9 protein-coding genes are annotated in these 14812 nt (G+C 49.1%); 3 read left to right on the forward strand and 6 right to left on the reverse strand.

Annotated elements, in window-relative coordinates:
- The first annotated feature begins 343 nt into the window (after positions 1-343).
- Positions 344-700 (forward strand): hypothetical protein, encoded by a 357-nt coding sequence (locus RCH83_RS00960; RefSeq protein WP_306518127.1) that lies wholly within the window; start codon positions 344-346, stop codon positions 698-700.
- A gap of 173 nt (positions 701-873) precedes the next feature.
- Here the strand turns inward: RCH83_RS00960 and RCH83_RS00965 are convergent, their stop codons facing one another.
- The 3 genes from RCH83_RS00965 to RCH83_RS00975 all read right to left on the reverse strand — a co-directional run bounded on the left by RCH83_RS00965 (position 874) and on the right by RCH83_RS00975 (position 8045).
- The gene (locus RCH83_RS00965; protein ID WP_306518129.1) at positions 874-2067 is read right to left on the reverse strand and encodes an HD domain-containing phosphohydrolase; all 1194 of its coding nucleotides are present in this window, start codon (positions 2065-2067) and stop codon (positions 874-876) included.
- Positions 2068-2288: 221 nt separating this feature from the next.
- Positions 2289-5255: a TonB-dependent receptor gene (locus RCH83_RS00970; protein ID WP_306518131.1), complete on the reverse strand. Its 2967-nt coding sequence runs from the start codon at positions 5253-5255 to the stop codon at positions 2289-2291.
- Between the two features lie 141 nt (positions 5256-5396).
- Entirely contained in the window at positions 5397-8045 is a 2649-nt protein-coding gene (locus RCH83_RS00975) for a glycoside hydrolase family 16 protein (RefSeq protein WP_306518133.1), read from the reverse strand.
- A 604-nt stretch (positions 8046-8649) separates the two neighbouring features.
- Here RCH83_RS00975 and RCH83_RS00980 point away from each other — a divergent pair.
- Positions 8650-9219: a YkvA family protein gene (locus RCH83_RS00980; protein WP_306518135.1), complete on the forward strand. Its 570-nt coding sequence runs from the start codon at positions 8650-8652 to the stop codon at positions 9217-9219.
- A 106-nt stretch (positions 9220-9325) separates the two neighbouring features.
- On the opposite strand, the gene RCH83_RS00985 is transcribed toward RCH83_RS00980, so the two are convergent.
- The 3 genes from RCH83_RS00985 to RCH83_RS00995 all read right to left on the reverse strand — a co-directional run bounded on the left by RCH83_RS00985 (position 9326) and on the right by RCH83_RS00995 (position 13830).
- On the reverse strand, positions 9326-11842 hold the full coding sequence (locus RCH83_RS00985; RefSeq protein ID WP_306518137.1) for a zinc-dependent metalloprotease: 2517 nt from the start codon (positions 11840-11842) through the stop codon (positions 9326-9328).
- Between the two features lie 272 nt (positions 11843-12114).
- Positions 12115-12534, reverse strand: coding sequence for a DoxX family protein (locus tag RCH83_RS00990; protein WP_306518139.1), 420 nt, complete (start codon positions 12532-12534; stop codon positions 12115-12117).
- A 189-nt stretch (positions 12535-12723) separates the two neighbouring features.
- Positions 12724-13830, reverse strand: coding sequence for an MBL fold metallo-hydrolase (locus tag RCH83_RS00995; RefSeq protein WP_306518141.1), 1107 nt, complete (start codon positions 13828-13830; stop codon positions 12724-12726).
- 190 nt (positions 13831-14020) lie between these two features.
- Here RCH83_RS00995 and RCH83_RS01000 point away from each other — a divergent pair, with 190 nt between their 5' ends.
- On the forward strand, positions 14021-14635 hold the full coding sequence (locus tag RCH83_RS01000) for a TetR/AcrR family transcriptional regulator (RefSeq protein WP_306518143.1): 615 nt from the start codon (positions 14021-14023) through the stop codon (positions 14633-14635).
- Positions 14636-14812: the final 177 nt, after the last annotated feature.

Here is a 14812-nt window from a genome sequence, read left to right on the forward strand (position 1 = left end):
TCCATAGGCTTCACCTCATTCCACGGCATAATCTCCTCCGGATGTGGTTAATTTCATCCAGAGAAGTGTTACCTATGTGGTTGAACTAAAGTGTCACCTATGAGTGTGAACCGTACCCCGGGTGATTTCTTTGGCTACTTTCTTTGTCAGCAAAGAAAGTAGCTCGCCCTTGCGGCGAAACCGCTTTTAAAATGCGATGCCACAGGCTTCTGACGAAAGACAACCCTACTGGCTTGAAGTAAAATCCGCGCCATTAAGCCGCAGGCCCCAAAGCGCAGCTATCGTCAATAGCCAAGCCTGAAGTGCCACAAATAAGTAATTGCTATAAAAGGAGAAAACAAAAATGTTGCCTTGGTATATCGCCAGTGCCGTGGTGGTAAAAACCTCTTTGCTGGGTTTAGGCCTGGTGACTCTGGGTCTTTGTGTGATTGCTTTAGTATTGCTGCGGCTTTTTGGCACAAACCTCAGTCAGCCGCTGCAACACAGAATTGGGCAAATTTTCCGTACCGGCATTTACCTGCATCTGGCGGCTTATTTGTTGTTGCTGCTGAAAATGTTGTTTATCGACGGTTGGCAGGATGTGCCGGCTTTTATGATGGGGCATTTGCTGATGCACCACGCCAGCAGTGCTTTGATTGCCACAATTTTGCTTTTAATGACGATCCGTATTTATAACCATCGTCATAGCGGCAGGTTGTAACACAACACCATGCAGCTGCTCACTTCAACTCCGCAGCACGAACACAATTTAAGTCACTGATTTAAAGCAACAAAAAAGCTCACCCAAGTGTTACCCAGGTGAGCTTTTTTATTTAAATAACAGTGATTTGGATAGCTCAGGCTGGCAGGCGTTTTTGCTGCAAACCCGCCACCCTAACGCTGAAAATGTTGTTTATGCAGCTTCACCGCTTCGTTCAGCATCGACACCCAAAACGGGTCGAACTTGCTGCCAGAGCCCTGACTAATGTCCACCAAAGCTTTAATCAGTTGCCTGTTATTGGTTTCCTGCGCCTGCTGCTGACTGGTTAACAAATCAAATTCATCAACAATACGCAATAAGCGCGCACCGTCGCTGATATCTTCAGCAGCCATCTGGTGTGGAAAACCGCTGCCGTCCTGCTGTTCGTGGTGTTGCCAAATCATGGCGGCGGCGTCTTGCCAGCGTGGTGAACTGGCCACCAAAGACGCGCCCATTTCGACATGGCGTTGCCAGACACTCAGCTGCGCCGGATCGGCGCGGCCCTGCGCGTCCAACATCTGCAAAGGCAAAAACGCCATGCCAATATCGTGCAGCATCACGGCCACCACCAACTGCAGCTGGTCTACCTTGCCGCCTGCAAGACGGTTCATTTCCAAAGCTAAAAACAGCTGCCGTGCCGCGCGGCCTTGCCAGTTGGGGTGGCGCTCTTCCAGCGCTGGCAATAACTGAATAAAAAACTCAAGGTCGGCGTCCATCCGGATGCGGTAATACTGCAATAACCGCCTGCAGGCATCCACCGCTGATGCACTTTTTTGCGCTGTACCGTCAGGCGCGCTCACGCTGCTGCTGACCAGCTCCGGTACTTCATCTTTAATCGCCAGCGCTTGCGGGTGATTTGGCTCCAGCAAACCCAGCACCTGCCGGATCCGTAAATCGCGGGAACGCTGATCCACGCTGGTCAGGCCGGTTAAACGCTGACAAATTTGCTGTAAAGCAGTTGTTGTCATAGGTTTGGCACTATCGTGAATACTGGCCTCTACCCATTGCCTGGTGCGGTCCAGCGTCAGCTGAATCACATCACAAAGTGCGCTGTCATACGCCATATGGCCTTTACGGATATCGTCCAGCACATCTTCTAAAGATTGCAGCAGCGGAATAAGCGAAAATAAACCGATAAAACCCAGGTTACCTTTGATGGTATGCACCACCCGGAAAATACCATGCAGCAGTTCAGGCTGTTGCGGGCGCTGCTCCAGCTCCAGCAAAGTGCTTTCACACTGCTCGTAGGCATCACGGAAATCTTCAAAAAAATCATCAACGCAGTCGCGTTGTAATTCATCGGGGCGATTCAGATTCAGCTGGCTCATTTTTTAGCTTTCCCACAACCACAAAATGCCAGTGTAGACAGTTAGTTGTGTGCTGTATAGCCAATTGACTGCATTGCTGCTGGCACATTTTAACAATGGGTAAACAGGCGTTGAAGGCAAAACCAAGAAAACAAAAAGCCACCTTAAGGGTCAGCTGAAGGTGGCTTTTACAAAGAAATACAGAACAGGATTAGCCTGCTAACATATTGTTATTCCAGCTGTTATTCCAGCGCATACCTCATGCCCAACGTCAGACGCGGGCCGTATTGGCGGGCGAACAGGAACTGCTCTTCGTAACGGCCGTAACCACGTTCGGTTTCGTCGTTCAGGTTAATACCTTCAAAAAATACCGTCAGCTCTGGTGTCACGTCGTAGTTCACGCTTAAGTCCCACTGGCCATAACTTTTGGCAAATTGTGGTGGTGCATCGGACGAACCTTGCGCCTGACCTACCCCAATCAGGTATTTGTCGCGCCAGGTGTAAGTTACTTTCACCGACCAGCCGTAGTTTTCATAAAACAGCTGTAAGTTGGCGGAATCGCTTAAACCGGTCAGTGGTGCCTGTTGTTGCAGGCTGGTGACGTCAAACTCCACATCGCCCTGCACAAAAGTGGCGTTGGCGCCGACACCAAAACCTGTGTCCCACAGCAGGTGTTGCATCGCCACTTCCACACCATCCACAGATTTACTGTCGGTATTGGCCGGTTGGCTGATATTCCACACCATCAGCGGATCATCGGCAGCCGGCTCAATTTTGCCTTCACTGTTGCCATTGCCGTTGGCCAGCATCTGCTCAAAAATGGCGGTGCTGGTTGGCTGCTCGCCACGGGCAGTAATATCGGCCACTGCTTTTAAATAACGTGGGCCATTAAGAATATCGCGTAGGCCTTCAATGGTGGTTTCAGTGATGGTGGTTTGAATAAAGTTATCCACGTCCTTTTTAAACCAGCCAACAGCAGCGTAACTGCCTTCGGCGTAATAATATTCCAGACTTAAATCCAGGTTGGTCGATTCAAAAGGCAACAAATTGGTATTGCCCTGACCACCACTGCGGGCACCTGGTTTAGGGCTGCCGCTTAAACTTCTGCCGCCGGCCAAAAAGCCAAGTGGCGCTCTGGAAATACTTTTACCCCAGGAAAAACGCGCTACCAGATCGTCGGTCAGCTCTGCTTTAAAATCGAACATTGGCAACACCACATCGTGTTCACCGCTTTGTTCCAGGAAGTTGGCGCTGCCACCTTGCTGATACTGGGTGATCCACTCTGAGGCACTTTCCCAGTTCACCTGAGTTTCCACCCGCTGGCGCACTAAACTTGTCACATCCGTTTTTTCGTAGCGTACACCCACATTCAGCCACATTGGGGTAGCGAGCCATTCGCCTTCCCACTGCGACTGCAAATACACAGAGTCAGTTTTTTCTTCAACACTGCTTTCGCTGTCGATACCGTCAATATAAGGGTCAATCGAATACACATCGGCGCCCATCACATCGGCGGTTAAAAACGCAAGCTGCCGTGCCACTGCTTCGTCAAAACTGTAGCTGTAGTAATAATGGGGTTTAAGTGCGCTGCCACCGCCGTTAAAAGCGTCGAGGAAGTCACTGGTGCTGTGACGCACAAACATGGCGTCCGGGAAAATTTGTGGATAAGCCGGATTAAAACCAGGACCACCACGTAAACCACTCCAGCCCTGATGACCGCCCATGGTTTGTTCAGTGCGGGCGATACCAAAATTCACTTTGCTCAGCGGCAGACTGAATATATTGTTGTTCCACTCACTGTCCAGCTGCGCTTGTTTAATTTTGGCTTCACCGGGTGAATGAATAAACTGACTGAAGTTGGAGTCAATTTCACCGGCTTTTAACTCGTCAGTGCCGTTTTTCCAATACACCATGGCATGCGGAACTTCACCCTGGCGAAAATCATACACTTTGCTGAGCAGCTGATCTGAACCCAAAATCACCTGCCCCTGACTGCCCAGGCCCTTGTCGGCGCCGTTGTCGGTTTTATTGCTGGAGTCGTGGTAATCAAAACTCAGGCCAAAATCTTCGTGTAATTGCCAATCCAGATTTAAACCGACAGAGTCAGCTTTTACTTCAGTACTGCCTTTATTGGCGGTAAAAGAACCGTCGTTGCCGCTGATATCGGCATATAAAGCAGTACCGTTGGCGTCCAGTTCATAAGCATTAATATTGCCGCCAAATTCGTTCCAAATACCCCAGCCAATACTTTCGCTGCCAGTCATAGCACGGCTGGCGGTGTAATCCAAAGTGGCAACAAAGTTGTCAACAGGCGCAAACTGGAAGGTCAGCTGACCATTGCTGCGTTCGCGCTCAACATCTTCAATGCTGTAGTTCATGTCTTTGGGGAAATAATAATTGCCGCCTGGTTTACCATCAGCACCCAGTGGTCTGGCGTCTTTGATTTTGTCGGCGGCCAGATTATTCGGCAGCGCCACATTGGCTTGCCAGCCCTGAATATTGGCTTGTTGTTTCTGGAAATCACGTTCCTGATGTGAAAACGACAAAGCCACACCAAATTTGTCATCGAGCATAGTGTCACTGACCACCAGCGCGAACTCAGGCGTTACATCGTCGCCCTTTTTATTGGAGCTGTCGTAAATGCCTTTGGCCGAAACAGACGCATGTTGACCCGGGTTATTCAGCGGTTTGGTGGTAATAATATTGACAGTAGCGCCAAGGCCACCACTTGGGTTTTCGGCTCGGGCGGTTTTATACACTTCCAGCGCACTGACGCCTTCTGAGGATAAATTTTCCAGATTATAAGAGCGGGTATAACCTGTACCCGGCATCTGGCGGCCGTTTAAAGTAACCAGGTTAAAATCGGGGCCAAAACCGCGTACGGTAATTTGACTGCCTTCACCATTGGCGCGGCTCACCGACACACCGGTAATACGTTGTAGCGATTCGGCCAGGTTGGTGTCAGGGAACTTACCCATTTCTTCGGCTGAAATGGCATCTACTACACCATTGGCTTCGCGTTTAATATCCATAGAACGAATTAAACTGCCGCGAATACCTTTAATTTCAATAACTTCTACTTTTTCTTCGCTTTTAGCTGTGGCGGTGGCATCCGTTTGCTGCGCCAGAGCAGGCCAGGACAAGGTGCCGGCCAATGCCAGCGACATGGCTGTCGCGATGCGGCTTTTTGTGAAAATTGCTGTATGCATAATTCAACCTGTGATGTTGTTGCTTCCCAAAGCCATTTTTTATCTGGTGCCCATGGCACTTCTGGCTTTGTTCGCGTATCTCTTCTAACCACAGGCACAGCCAGTGCCGGCCTGTGGTGATATTGTTATGTTCTGCTGCTGTTATTCAGCCGCAATAGCCACATTGTCCAGCCGGTACACGGCACCATTGCCGCTGCCCCATGCCGGAAATACCATCAGTACATCTATGGCACTGACATCCAGGCCTTTGTCGGCTAAGTCTTTGAGCTTATAGGTATAAGTCTGCCACTGACCTGTCACAGGCGTTTTGCCTTCCAGACTGTCACTCAGTTTCAACTCGACCGCTGTTGCAGCATCAAAAGCTTCAATTTTAAACAACCACTGGGCGTCAGGGTTCGACGGCGGCGTAATCACTTTCAGCTCAAAACGCACTACACCGGTTTCCAATAAAGCCGTGGCGTCGTAATACACTTTATCGTCCGCCAGCAGGCCCATCACTGTTGGTGCAGCACCAATCATAAACTGGGCGGCTTTACCGTGAGTAGCGTCGTCATCTTCCACTGTTGGCGTGGAGCCACCACAACAATCCCAGATTTTCCACTGCGTTGCTGCTGCATCACTGAACAAATTCAGGCCAGAAACCGGCGTGGCTGTTGGGTCAAAAAAGCGGGCGTTATCAATACGATACACAGTACCATTGCCTTCACCCCATGCCGGGAACACCATCACCACGTCTATGGCGCTGATGTCCAGCCCTTTGGCGGCTAGTTCAGCAATGCTGAAACTATAAGTTTGCCATTGGCCGGTGACTGGTGCTTTGCCTTCGGTGCTGGCAGTTAAATCCAGCTCAACAGCTTCGGCACCATTGTTTGACTCTACTTTAAACTTCCAGGCTGCAGCCGGGTTGGCAGTGCCGTTCAGCACTTTCATCTCAAAACGGAAGATGCCTTTTTGTTGTAAAGCAGTGGCATCAAAAGGTTTGGCACCACCGCCGTTGGCGGCACGGGTAATAAAACCCATCACTGTAGGGGCGGCCCCAATTTTAAATTCTGCTGTGATGCCATGGGCTGCATCGTCCATCTCTTCGGTCGGCGTTGAGCCACCACAACAGTCCCACATAGGCCAGTCGGTGTTTTTCTGATCTTTAAACAACACCAGCTCAGGTGAACTGATGGCAGCGGCAATTTTGACATCATCCACCCGGTACACTGCACCTTCACCACTGCCCCAGGCCGGGAAAATCATCACCACATCAATAGCCGATAAATCAAGGCCAGCGTCTGCCAGTTGTTTCAGCGGGAAGGTATAGGTTTGCCACACGCCTACTGCAGGGGTTTTGCCTTCAGTACTGGCGGTAATATCGAGCTCGACCGCAGTAGCAGCATTATTGCTTTCAACTTTCACTTTCCAGGCCGCTGCCGGGTTATTGGGTGCTGATACCAGCTGCATGGCAAAACTTAAACTGCCTGTAGCCAATAAAGGCGAAGCGTCAAAAGGCGAAGGTACACCGGCTGCGTCTTTAATAAATTCAGCACGGCTGATAAAACCATTGACCGTTGGCGCTGCGCCAACTTTAAATTCCATCACGCCACCGCGGTTTGGGTCATTCACCACTGTGGGTGTGCTGCCACCACAGCAGTCCCAGCCTGGCCAGTTTGGATTGGCGGCATTGTCAAAAATCACCAGATTACGGGCAACCCCGTCTGAGGGTGGCACTGGTATTGGCGCTTTACCTTCAACCAGCGCGTCGTCAGCTTTGTCGTAACCTGCTCTGATGGTTTCACAACCTTTGCCGGTAGCAGGGTTGGCGGCACATTCGTACACCCGAACATAATCAACAACATAAGACTGGCCATTGGCAAAAGCGGCAGCGTCTATACCTTTGTTATTGACGTTTTCCGGCCAGTTACCGCCTACAGCGTTGTTTAAAATCAGGAAAAACTTCTGATCAAAAGGCGCGCTGCTCCAGAAGGTGGTGAGCTTGCCACTGATTTGGTCAAAATATTCGGTAAACCAACCGCGGTGTTTTAAACCTACAGCCTGTTGTTTGCTGTTGTAACGCACTTCAGACTGACGCTGAGTGGCGTATAAATAGTCGTCGACATACCAGCGGATTTCACCTTGTTGCCATTCAACGGCATAAGTATGGAAATCATCAGCCGGGTTTTTGCCACCAGGCAGTGCATAAGCTTTGCCTGAGCTGACATTGTTTGGCCAGGTTTTGCCGTAATGCAAAGTGCCATGCACATTGGCTTCGGTTTTGCCATCGGCACCTGTCACTTTCAGGTTGACCGCTTCCATAATGTCAATTTCGCCGGAACGTGGCCAATCACCATACACTGAGTCGGTTGGCATCATCCAGAACGCCGGCCAGCTGCCCTGCCCTGATGGCAATTTGGCGCGCATTTCAAAACGGCCATATTTAAAATCGGCTTTATTTTTGGTGGTGAGGCGGGCCGAGGTATAAGGTTTTTCCGCACCCTCTGGTGCAGGTTTTGCCACTATATTCAGCATGCCTTCTTTGATAAAGGCGTTGTCTTTGTCGGCGGTGTAACATTGTTTTTCGTTATTGCCACCACCGGCACAATTCACTTCAAAGTTCCATTTTTTATCGTCCACCGTCTGGCCGTTAAATTCGTCACTCCAGACCAAAGCCCAGCCTGTAGTGGGTTTGCTTACATCTACTGCGGCGAGATCAGTGCTGGTTTCACTACCACCACCACAGCCCCACAAGAGCGCAGGCAACAAGCCAGCCCAGTAGGCTCCGGCCAAAGGTGTTCGTTTTTTCATGTCGCTTGTCCTGTTGATTTATTTTTTTATGCCGCAAGCCGGTTGAACCGGTTTTGTCGGTACATCATTGCTGAACTTTCAGGGTTTCTATGGCAATTGCATTTTCTGAAAGCGCTTACAGAGAGTATTTGTATAACAGCAGAAGGTCAATAAAGAGGCGGAATTTTTTCTGAATTTTTGTGGCAAGGCGTGGCTGAATGTTATGCAGTATTGCCCTAATATGCTGATTTTTATCAGTTTACACTTAGGACATCAGGTAATAATATTTTCAGCTTGTAGCTGGGGTAACTATGCCGCTGGCATCAAGCAAACCGTCGCTGATTTACTGCGTGCAAAACACTGTCACCTATGTGTTTGAGCACATTTGTGACCTCACAGTGTGAATAGTACCGGCGGGCACGCCCTCCAGATCTGGGTTCAGGTATTGTTTTTTGCCTGGAGTGATCGGCCCTGAAAAAAGCAAAACCCGCTGCAATTTGTTCATTGCCAATGGTTGCATTATTTTGTTGAATTTATGTAAGAGAATCCACCATAATCGAGCAAGCTTTAAGCGATTTTTGTCTGCAACAGCTTGTTGATCATTCTAAAAATAAGGGAATTTACCATGGCACTGAATATAAGTTTTGAACTGCAGGATCAGGATCTCGAATACTTCCGCGCAATAATGCAAAAAACCCAACAATCGGTGAGCAAGCTGAGCCAGACTGAAATATTGGCTGCTGCCCGCAAGCTTGCTGGTGAAGTACAACATCAGGTGCCGGACTTTGTTGCCAGCCGTCTTAAACAGCTTGAGCTGTTAGTAGCAATGGTGGAAGACAGCGAGTGGGATTTAACGGCGGAAGAAAAACTGGATGTATTATCTGCACTGGCCTATTTTGCCAAACCAGAAGATTTGATTGCCGACCATGTGCCGGTGCTGGGCTTCCTTGACGACGCCATTATGATTGAGCTGGTGGCGCAGGAACTGGCGGAAGATTTGCAGGCTTACGCCGAGTTTTGTCAGTATCGTCAAAACGAAACCGAACGTCGGGGCGCAGAAGCCCACACCAGCAAAGCCGACTGGCTGGAAAGTAAACGTCAGGAGTTACAGTCCTGGATGCGCCGTCGCCGCGCCGATAAACGCGCCAGCCGCAGCAGCAGTGGTTTCCGTTCAGTCTTTTCGTTCCGCGGTTAACAACGGCTAAGCTGCAATAAATCTCTGACTGACCAGGCCCTTTTGCCCGGTCAGTCAGAACATTACCTATACAGCATCCTCTAACACAAGCCTCTGACACCATGCGCTAAATCGGCGCACCCGGCGGCAAGGCTTTCGGCACAAATACCGGCTGCCAGACACCTGTTTCCAGATAACTTTGCCATTGGCTCAGTACCAGTTGCTGGCTGGCATTGTTTTGTTTTTTCAGAAAAACCGAAAGCTGCATCAGCTCATAGCGCAAAGTGGCGCGGGCTTCAGGTGCAGTTTCAGCTGCGGTCAGGCTTTGCATTAACTGATAAAAAACCACATGCCCTACCCGCTGCTGAATAAGTTGCCGGCTCAGTTGTTTGTGCAACGCTTTGTTATCCCCACTCTTTGAAACTTCAGCAACATCGGCAACTTCGCTATCCGCTGGCCATTCTTGCTTTAAAGTAGCTTTAAGTAGCTGATTTAACATAGGTTTAAGCTGCTGCTGGCCGCTTAACCTATTCAGCCTTTGTGGGTGTAATAATAAACTTAAACTATGGTTGGCGGCGGCTTCAGCGGCAGAAAGCGGGTCAAAGGCCAGGCCATAACGACCCTGAAAACTTTCGCGGCCATTGTTGTCGCCATAAGCTTTGGGTGGAATAAGCGCCAACAGCTCAGGCGGCAACTGCAAATACTCAGGGCTAATGGTTTTTAATAACGCCTGCAGTGCCTGTTGTTGTTTCTGCTGTGTGACCCATTGAAAACCAAGCGGATTTTGATGGTCCCCTTTCAGCTCATATTGATAATAAGCGCCGCCAATCAGTTTTACCGCAGCTTCCACCTGATATCGGTGCAATGCATAAATGGGCACCAAAGCTTCCTGCAACGACGACAAAGGCCTGCCGCTTTGAATGTTATCCAGACCAAACTGCCTGAGCGCCAGCTGCCGTACTTCGCCAAGGCGGTTGAGCTCGGCCACAGGATCAGCGCCGTTGTCCCATAAATGGCCTATGGCACTGACACCCCCTTCAGGGCGGGCGTCTTCATCGGCCATATATTCCAGGCCTTGTTGTTTAGCGTTTTTTACCAAAGCTAAACGTTCAGCATCGGAATGGTCGCCATAACCATAAGCCACGGCATAATAATCCCACTCGCCCAAACCTTCACGATAAGCCTTATCAAGCGCAATATTGCCATCGCGCAAATCCAGCATTGGATGTGGGTAATCCATTACTGTGGAGCGGCCATTGGCACTACCGGCAAAATTGTGAATTAAACCCAGGGTATGACCAACTTCATGTGCCGATAACTGGCGGATACGCGCCAGCGCCATAGCTTTGGCTTTGCTGGTATCCGATTGATTTACAGCACCATTTTGATCTCCACTTTGGGCACTATTGCTGCCAGCCTTTTGATAAGGCGCCGTCAGGCCAGTGGCTATCAGATAATCCTGCCGTACCCTGAGCGATCCTAAAGTAACATGGCCTTTAATAATTTCGCCGCTGCGCGGGTCAGTCACGCCATACCCATAAGACCAACCGCGGGTGGCTCTGTGTACCCACTGAATGACGTTATAACGCACATCCATAGGGTCAGCATCTTTAGGTAAGTCTTTCACCTGAAAGGCATTTTTATAACCAATTTTTTCATAAGCGCTGTTCCACCACAAAGCGCCTTCTTTGAGCGCAGTACGCACAGGCTCGGGCACTCCGGGGTCCAGATAATACACAATAGGTTTGACCGCTTCGCTCAGTGGCGCTTGTGGGTCTTTTTTTGTCAATCTGTGCCTTGGCAATAAGCGCTGCACTATAGGCTCATCAAAAGCAGTGGCGTAGTCCATATATTCCACTTTCCAAAAGCCGGAATAAGGATGAAACTGGCGTTTTTGATAACCTTCATCCGGCAAAGCAACCAGTGAATGGTGCAAATGCACAGTAATGGCGTCCGGCGCCGGAGTGACCTGGCTAACAAATTCACCGGCTTTGCTGCCGCTGTACGTCACCATAGCTTCAAGTTCAGTGTTTCGCGGGAAAGCTTTGCTGCGCGCTAAATACACACCACTACGTTTGGCATCTACCGCAAAGTTGCCCTGGTTTTGCGCCGCCAATCTGGCGCTTATCTGATGAATATCGCTGTGCAGAAACTCGCTGTAATCCACCAGCAGCGCATTTTTGTCGCTGGCCACCACAGGTAAACCAGCCAGCACTGAACTGGCAAAAGCTTCTGCCACACTTAAACGCTCGGCCGCATTTGTCGATTCAGCACGGTAATAAGTGTTCAGCTGTTTTAGCATCACTTTATTGCCATATTGTTCAAACTGCACCAGCCTGGTGTCGCCCAATTGGCCGCGGTCTAAGCCTATATCGTTAGAACCAACACCCCGGGGCAAAGAACTCTGGAAAATAAAAGGCTGATTGAGTTTATCAACCCGCAGATAGACTTTGTCGGTTTTGGCATCATGATAAAAATCAAAATAACCCTGCTGCTGTTGCATACCCTGAGTAAAAGTCTGGATATTCTGATTGGTTTTTTCGCTATTGCTACCTGGGGCAGAGGCCGCTGCCGCTGCAATAGGAGTGATGGCATAGAGGCCAGCTGCCAATAGCAGCAAGCCTGTGAAAGGCGCAAGTTTCATCCGGATCCTTATGATGTTGAAATTATTTTGTATACAAAACACCATATAACGGACAAAGCAGCCTTAAAAGTGCTGCAGCAGTTGAATAGGTTCAATGCCGGACTTTTGGCGATAAAATAAACCAGCGATAAACCAAAACAAGGATAAATGAAGCCATCTTCAAACTGCGGCTGAATAACAGGAGAAAAATTGCAGCCCTCACCAGATTGCAGATCTGCAAAAATCCTGCACTTGAGTGTCAGGCGATAACAACCGACAAAGCCGCCAGCAAGTTAAAACGAATGTTGCCGCTGTTTGGCAAGTTTATAATCGCGATAACCAACACAGGCTAAAGTCACAATAAGCAATACACTGTATTCCACCCCATTACGGCCTGCACCAACCACAAACCAGCCAAAAGGTGCGTGTACCAATACCAAACCAACACTATAAATCAATACAAAACCTAGACTTAGCTGCCACAACCATTTGCCGGCGACATAAAACAAGGTAGCCAGAATTTCATAAGCTGTGACAGCTGCAGCCAGATAAAAACCGGCCGGCAAGCCCTGACTGCTCAGCCAGTCACCAAATGGCAATACACCACCACTCAAAAAGCGCATCCAGCCATGTGCCGCCAACAGACCGGCCAACGTCAGGCGTAACAATAACCACAAGTGCCTCTCAGTGCGCTGTATTCCATCATTAAACATGCTGCTCTCCCTTCTGTAGCAAAGCGGATAAAACGGATTTGCGAAACAGACGTCACTAGCCTTTGTGTTGCTGGCTACCTGAGCGTCAGTCAAAGTGGTGTTGCCGCAGTATCATAACCAGCTTTATGCTGTTGTTTTGCACCAACAATCACAGCACCATAACCCAGCCTCCGCCAGATAGAAAGCCGGTTATTGCCCCAGCAAAACATCTTCGGCCAAAGCTCTGTCGGCGGGCAATAAATTGCGCCACCACTGCTGGGTTAGCTGCAACTGTCCGCCAGGCACAGAGCACAAAGACTGTAACAACACTCTTTCACCAAAGATTGGGGTTAACACCGGCACCTGATACACATGGGCAGCTGCCGTCAATCGTTCCAGCGGTTCGTACCATGGGTGCATCGCCAAATCAAAACTGCTGTTATGTATAGGGATCAATACCTTGCCTTGCAAATCTAAGTGCGCCCTTAATGACTGCTCAGGCTGCATATGAATATCGGCCCACATGTCGTCATAAGCACCTGTTTCAATAAAGGTCAGATCAAAGGGCCCTAATCTTCGGCCAATTTCGGCAAAACCCGGGAAATAACCGGAATCTCCACTGAAATACAAATTGTGACTTTCAGTTTGAATGGCCCAGGACGCCCACAAAGTCTGATTTTTATCAAACAAAGAGCGACCGGAAAAATGCTGGCTTGGTGCAGCAGTAAAAGTGACACCTTTCACCTGATGTTGTTGCCACCAATCCAGCGCCACTATTTTGTGGGCTGGTACACCAAAACGGCGCAGATGCCGGTCTACCCCAAGTGGCACAATAAATAATGCTGTTCGGCTTTCAAGCGCCTGAATACTGTGTTTATCCAGATGATCATAATGGTCATGCGAAATAATAATGCCTGCAAGTTCAGGTACTTGCTCCAGCTCTAACGGTAGCTCATGAAAACGTGCCGGCCCAAACAACTGACTGGGAGATACCCTGTTGGAAAATACCGGGTCCAACAGCCAATAATGCTGATTGAGTTCAAGCAACAGCGTTGAATGGCTGATTTTACTGACAGCTCCCGCCCCTGCTGTTGCCGCAAGCTGCATTTTTTGCACCGGCAAGGCAGTGGCCGGCGTTTTATCAGCCACTTTTTGCGTCAGATAACGCCATAAAATTGCGCCAATTTTGCCTTCACCACTTTCTACCCCAGCCGCTTCATTCAAAAATGGCCCCGAGCGCTGCTGCTGTGCAAAATTCTGTGTTGTAACGCTTTGATTTACAACTTTGTTATTTGGTAAACAAATAGATTTCAACATAACAGACACTCCTGATACAAAGCTAAAGCAGCAGGCATGACGCCTGGCCAGAACAGAGCTAAAAGATAACTTCTGACTGAATAACATCAGTCACAAATAAGTAAACTACACGGTGTAGTTTACACGCAAGGATGCAAAAGTAAACTCACTAGTGTAGAATTTTGTTATCTCAGTTTTTATCGATGTTGTTATGACCAAAGTGCACAAACCCCTCAGTCGTTCGGAACAAAAAAAACAGGACGTACTCACTGCAGCTATTGCCGAATTTACCGAGCAGGGTTTTGCCGGCGCCAGCATGGACAATATTGCGCTACGGGCCCAGGTATCAAAACGTACTGTATATAACCACTTCGCCAGCAAAGAAATTTTGTTTGAACAAGCAACAGTCCAGCTATGGCGCGGCAGTAAAAATGCCGCCACTGTGCCTTATGATGGCAATTTGGCTTTGGCCGATCAGCTGTGCCAGATTGCACGGCAAAGTTTTGCGTTTTATCAACAGCCGGGTTTTATCGATTTAGCCAGGGTGGTAATGGCCGAATATATCCGCCAGCCGGGCCGGGCCGACGCTGTGATGGCACAACTGGAGCAGCAGGAAGGCGGTCTTGAAAGTTGGTTACAGGCCGCTATAGCCGACGGCAAACTGCAGATTGTTGATATAAAACTGGCAACCCATCAGTTCTGGGCTTTGTTTAAAGCGTTTTTTTTCTGGCCTAAAGTGCTGCAGCTCAGCAGTTATGATTTGGCACAAGAAGAAATAATTAAAGCCAACGTGCTGATGTTTCTTGCTTTTTACCAGCAAGAATAATCAGCAGTTTTAGCTTTGTACAGCACACTGCCGCAAAGCTAAAACTGCCAATAACAACAACCAGGCAGCCGCTCGCTTCTTCTATTGCCTGCACTTTACTGGCACACTGAATTTGGCTCCGCATACTGATTTAAGCCAAAAAAAACCGCAGCCTAAGCTGCGGTAAAAAGGAGATAT

Origin of the sequence: Rheinheimera sp. (assembly GCF_030824435.1) — a bacterium.
In the GTDB taxonomy this organism is placed as follows: domain Bacteria; phylum Pseudomonadota; class Gammaproteobacteria; order Enterobacterales; family Alteromonadaceae; genus Pararheinheimera.

What these genes read in the sequence shown, in the direction of transcription:
- RCH83_RS00960 (WP_306518127.1), top strand. Translation starts at nt 344, where the DNA reads ATGTTGCCTTGGTATATCGCCAGTGCCGTGGTGGTAAAAACCTCTTTG.
- RCH83_RS00965 (WP_306518129.1), bottom strand. Translation starts at nt 2,067, where the DNA reads ATGAGCCAGCTGAATCTGAATCGCCCCGATGAATTACAACGCGACTGC.
- RCH83_RS00970 (WP_306518131.1), bottom strand. Translation starts at nt 5,255, where the DNA reads ATGCATACAGCAATTTTCACAAAAAGCCGCATCGCGACAGCCATGTCG.
- RCH83_RS00975 (WP_306518133.1), bottom strand. Translation starts at nt 8,045, where the DNA reads ATGAAAAAACGAACACCTTTGGCCGGAGCCTACTGGGCTGGCTTGTTG.
- RCH83_RS00980 (WP_306518135.1), top strand. Translation starts at nt 8,650, where the DNA reads ATGGCACTGAATATAAGTTTTGAACTGCAGGATCAGGATCTCGAATAC.
- RCH83_RS00985 (WP_306518137.1), bottom strand. Translation starts at nt 11,842, where the DNA reads ATGAAACTTGCGCCTTTCACAGGCTTGCTGCTATTGGCAGCTGGCCTC.
- RCH83_RS00990 (WP_306518139.1), bottom strand. Translation starts at nt 12,534, where the DNA reads ATGTTTAATGATGGAATACAGCGCACTGAGAGGCACTTGTGGTTATTG.
- RCH83_RS00995 (WP_306518141.1), bottom strand. Translation starts at nt 13,830, where the DNA reads ATGTTGAAATCTATTTGTTTACCAAATAACAAAGTTGTAAATCAAAGC.
- RCH83_RS01000 (WP_306518143.1), top strand. Translation starts at nt 14,021, where the DNA reads ATGACCAAAGTGCACAAACCCCTCAGTCGTTCGGAACAAAAAAAACAG.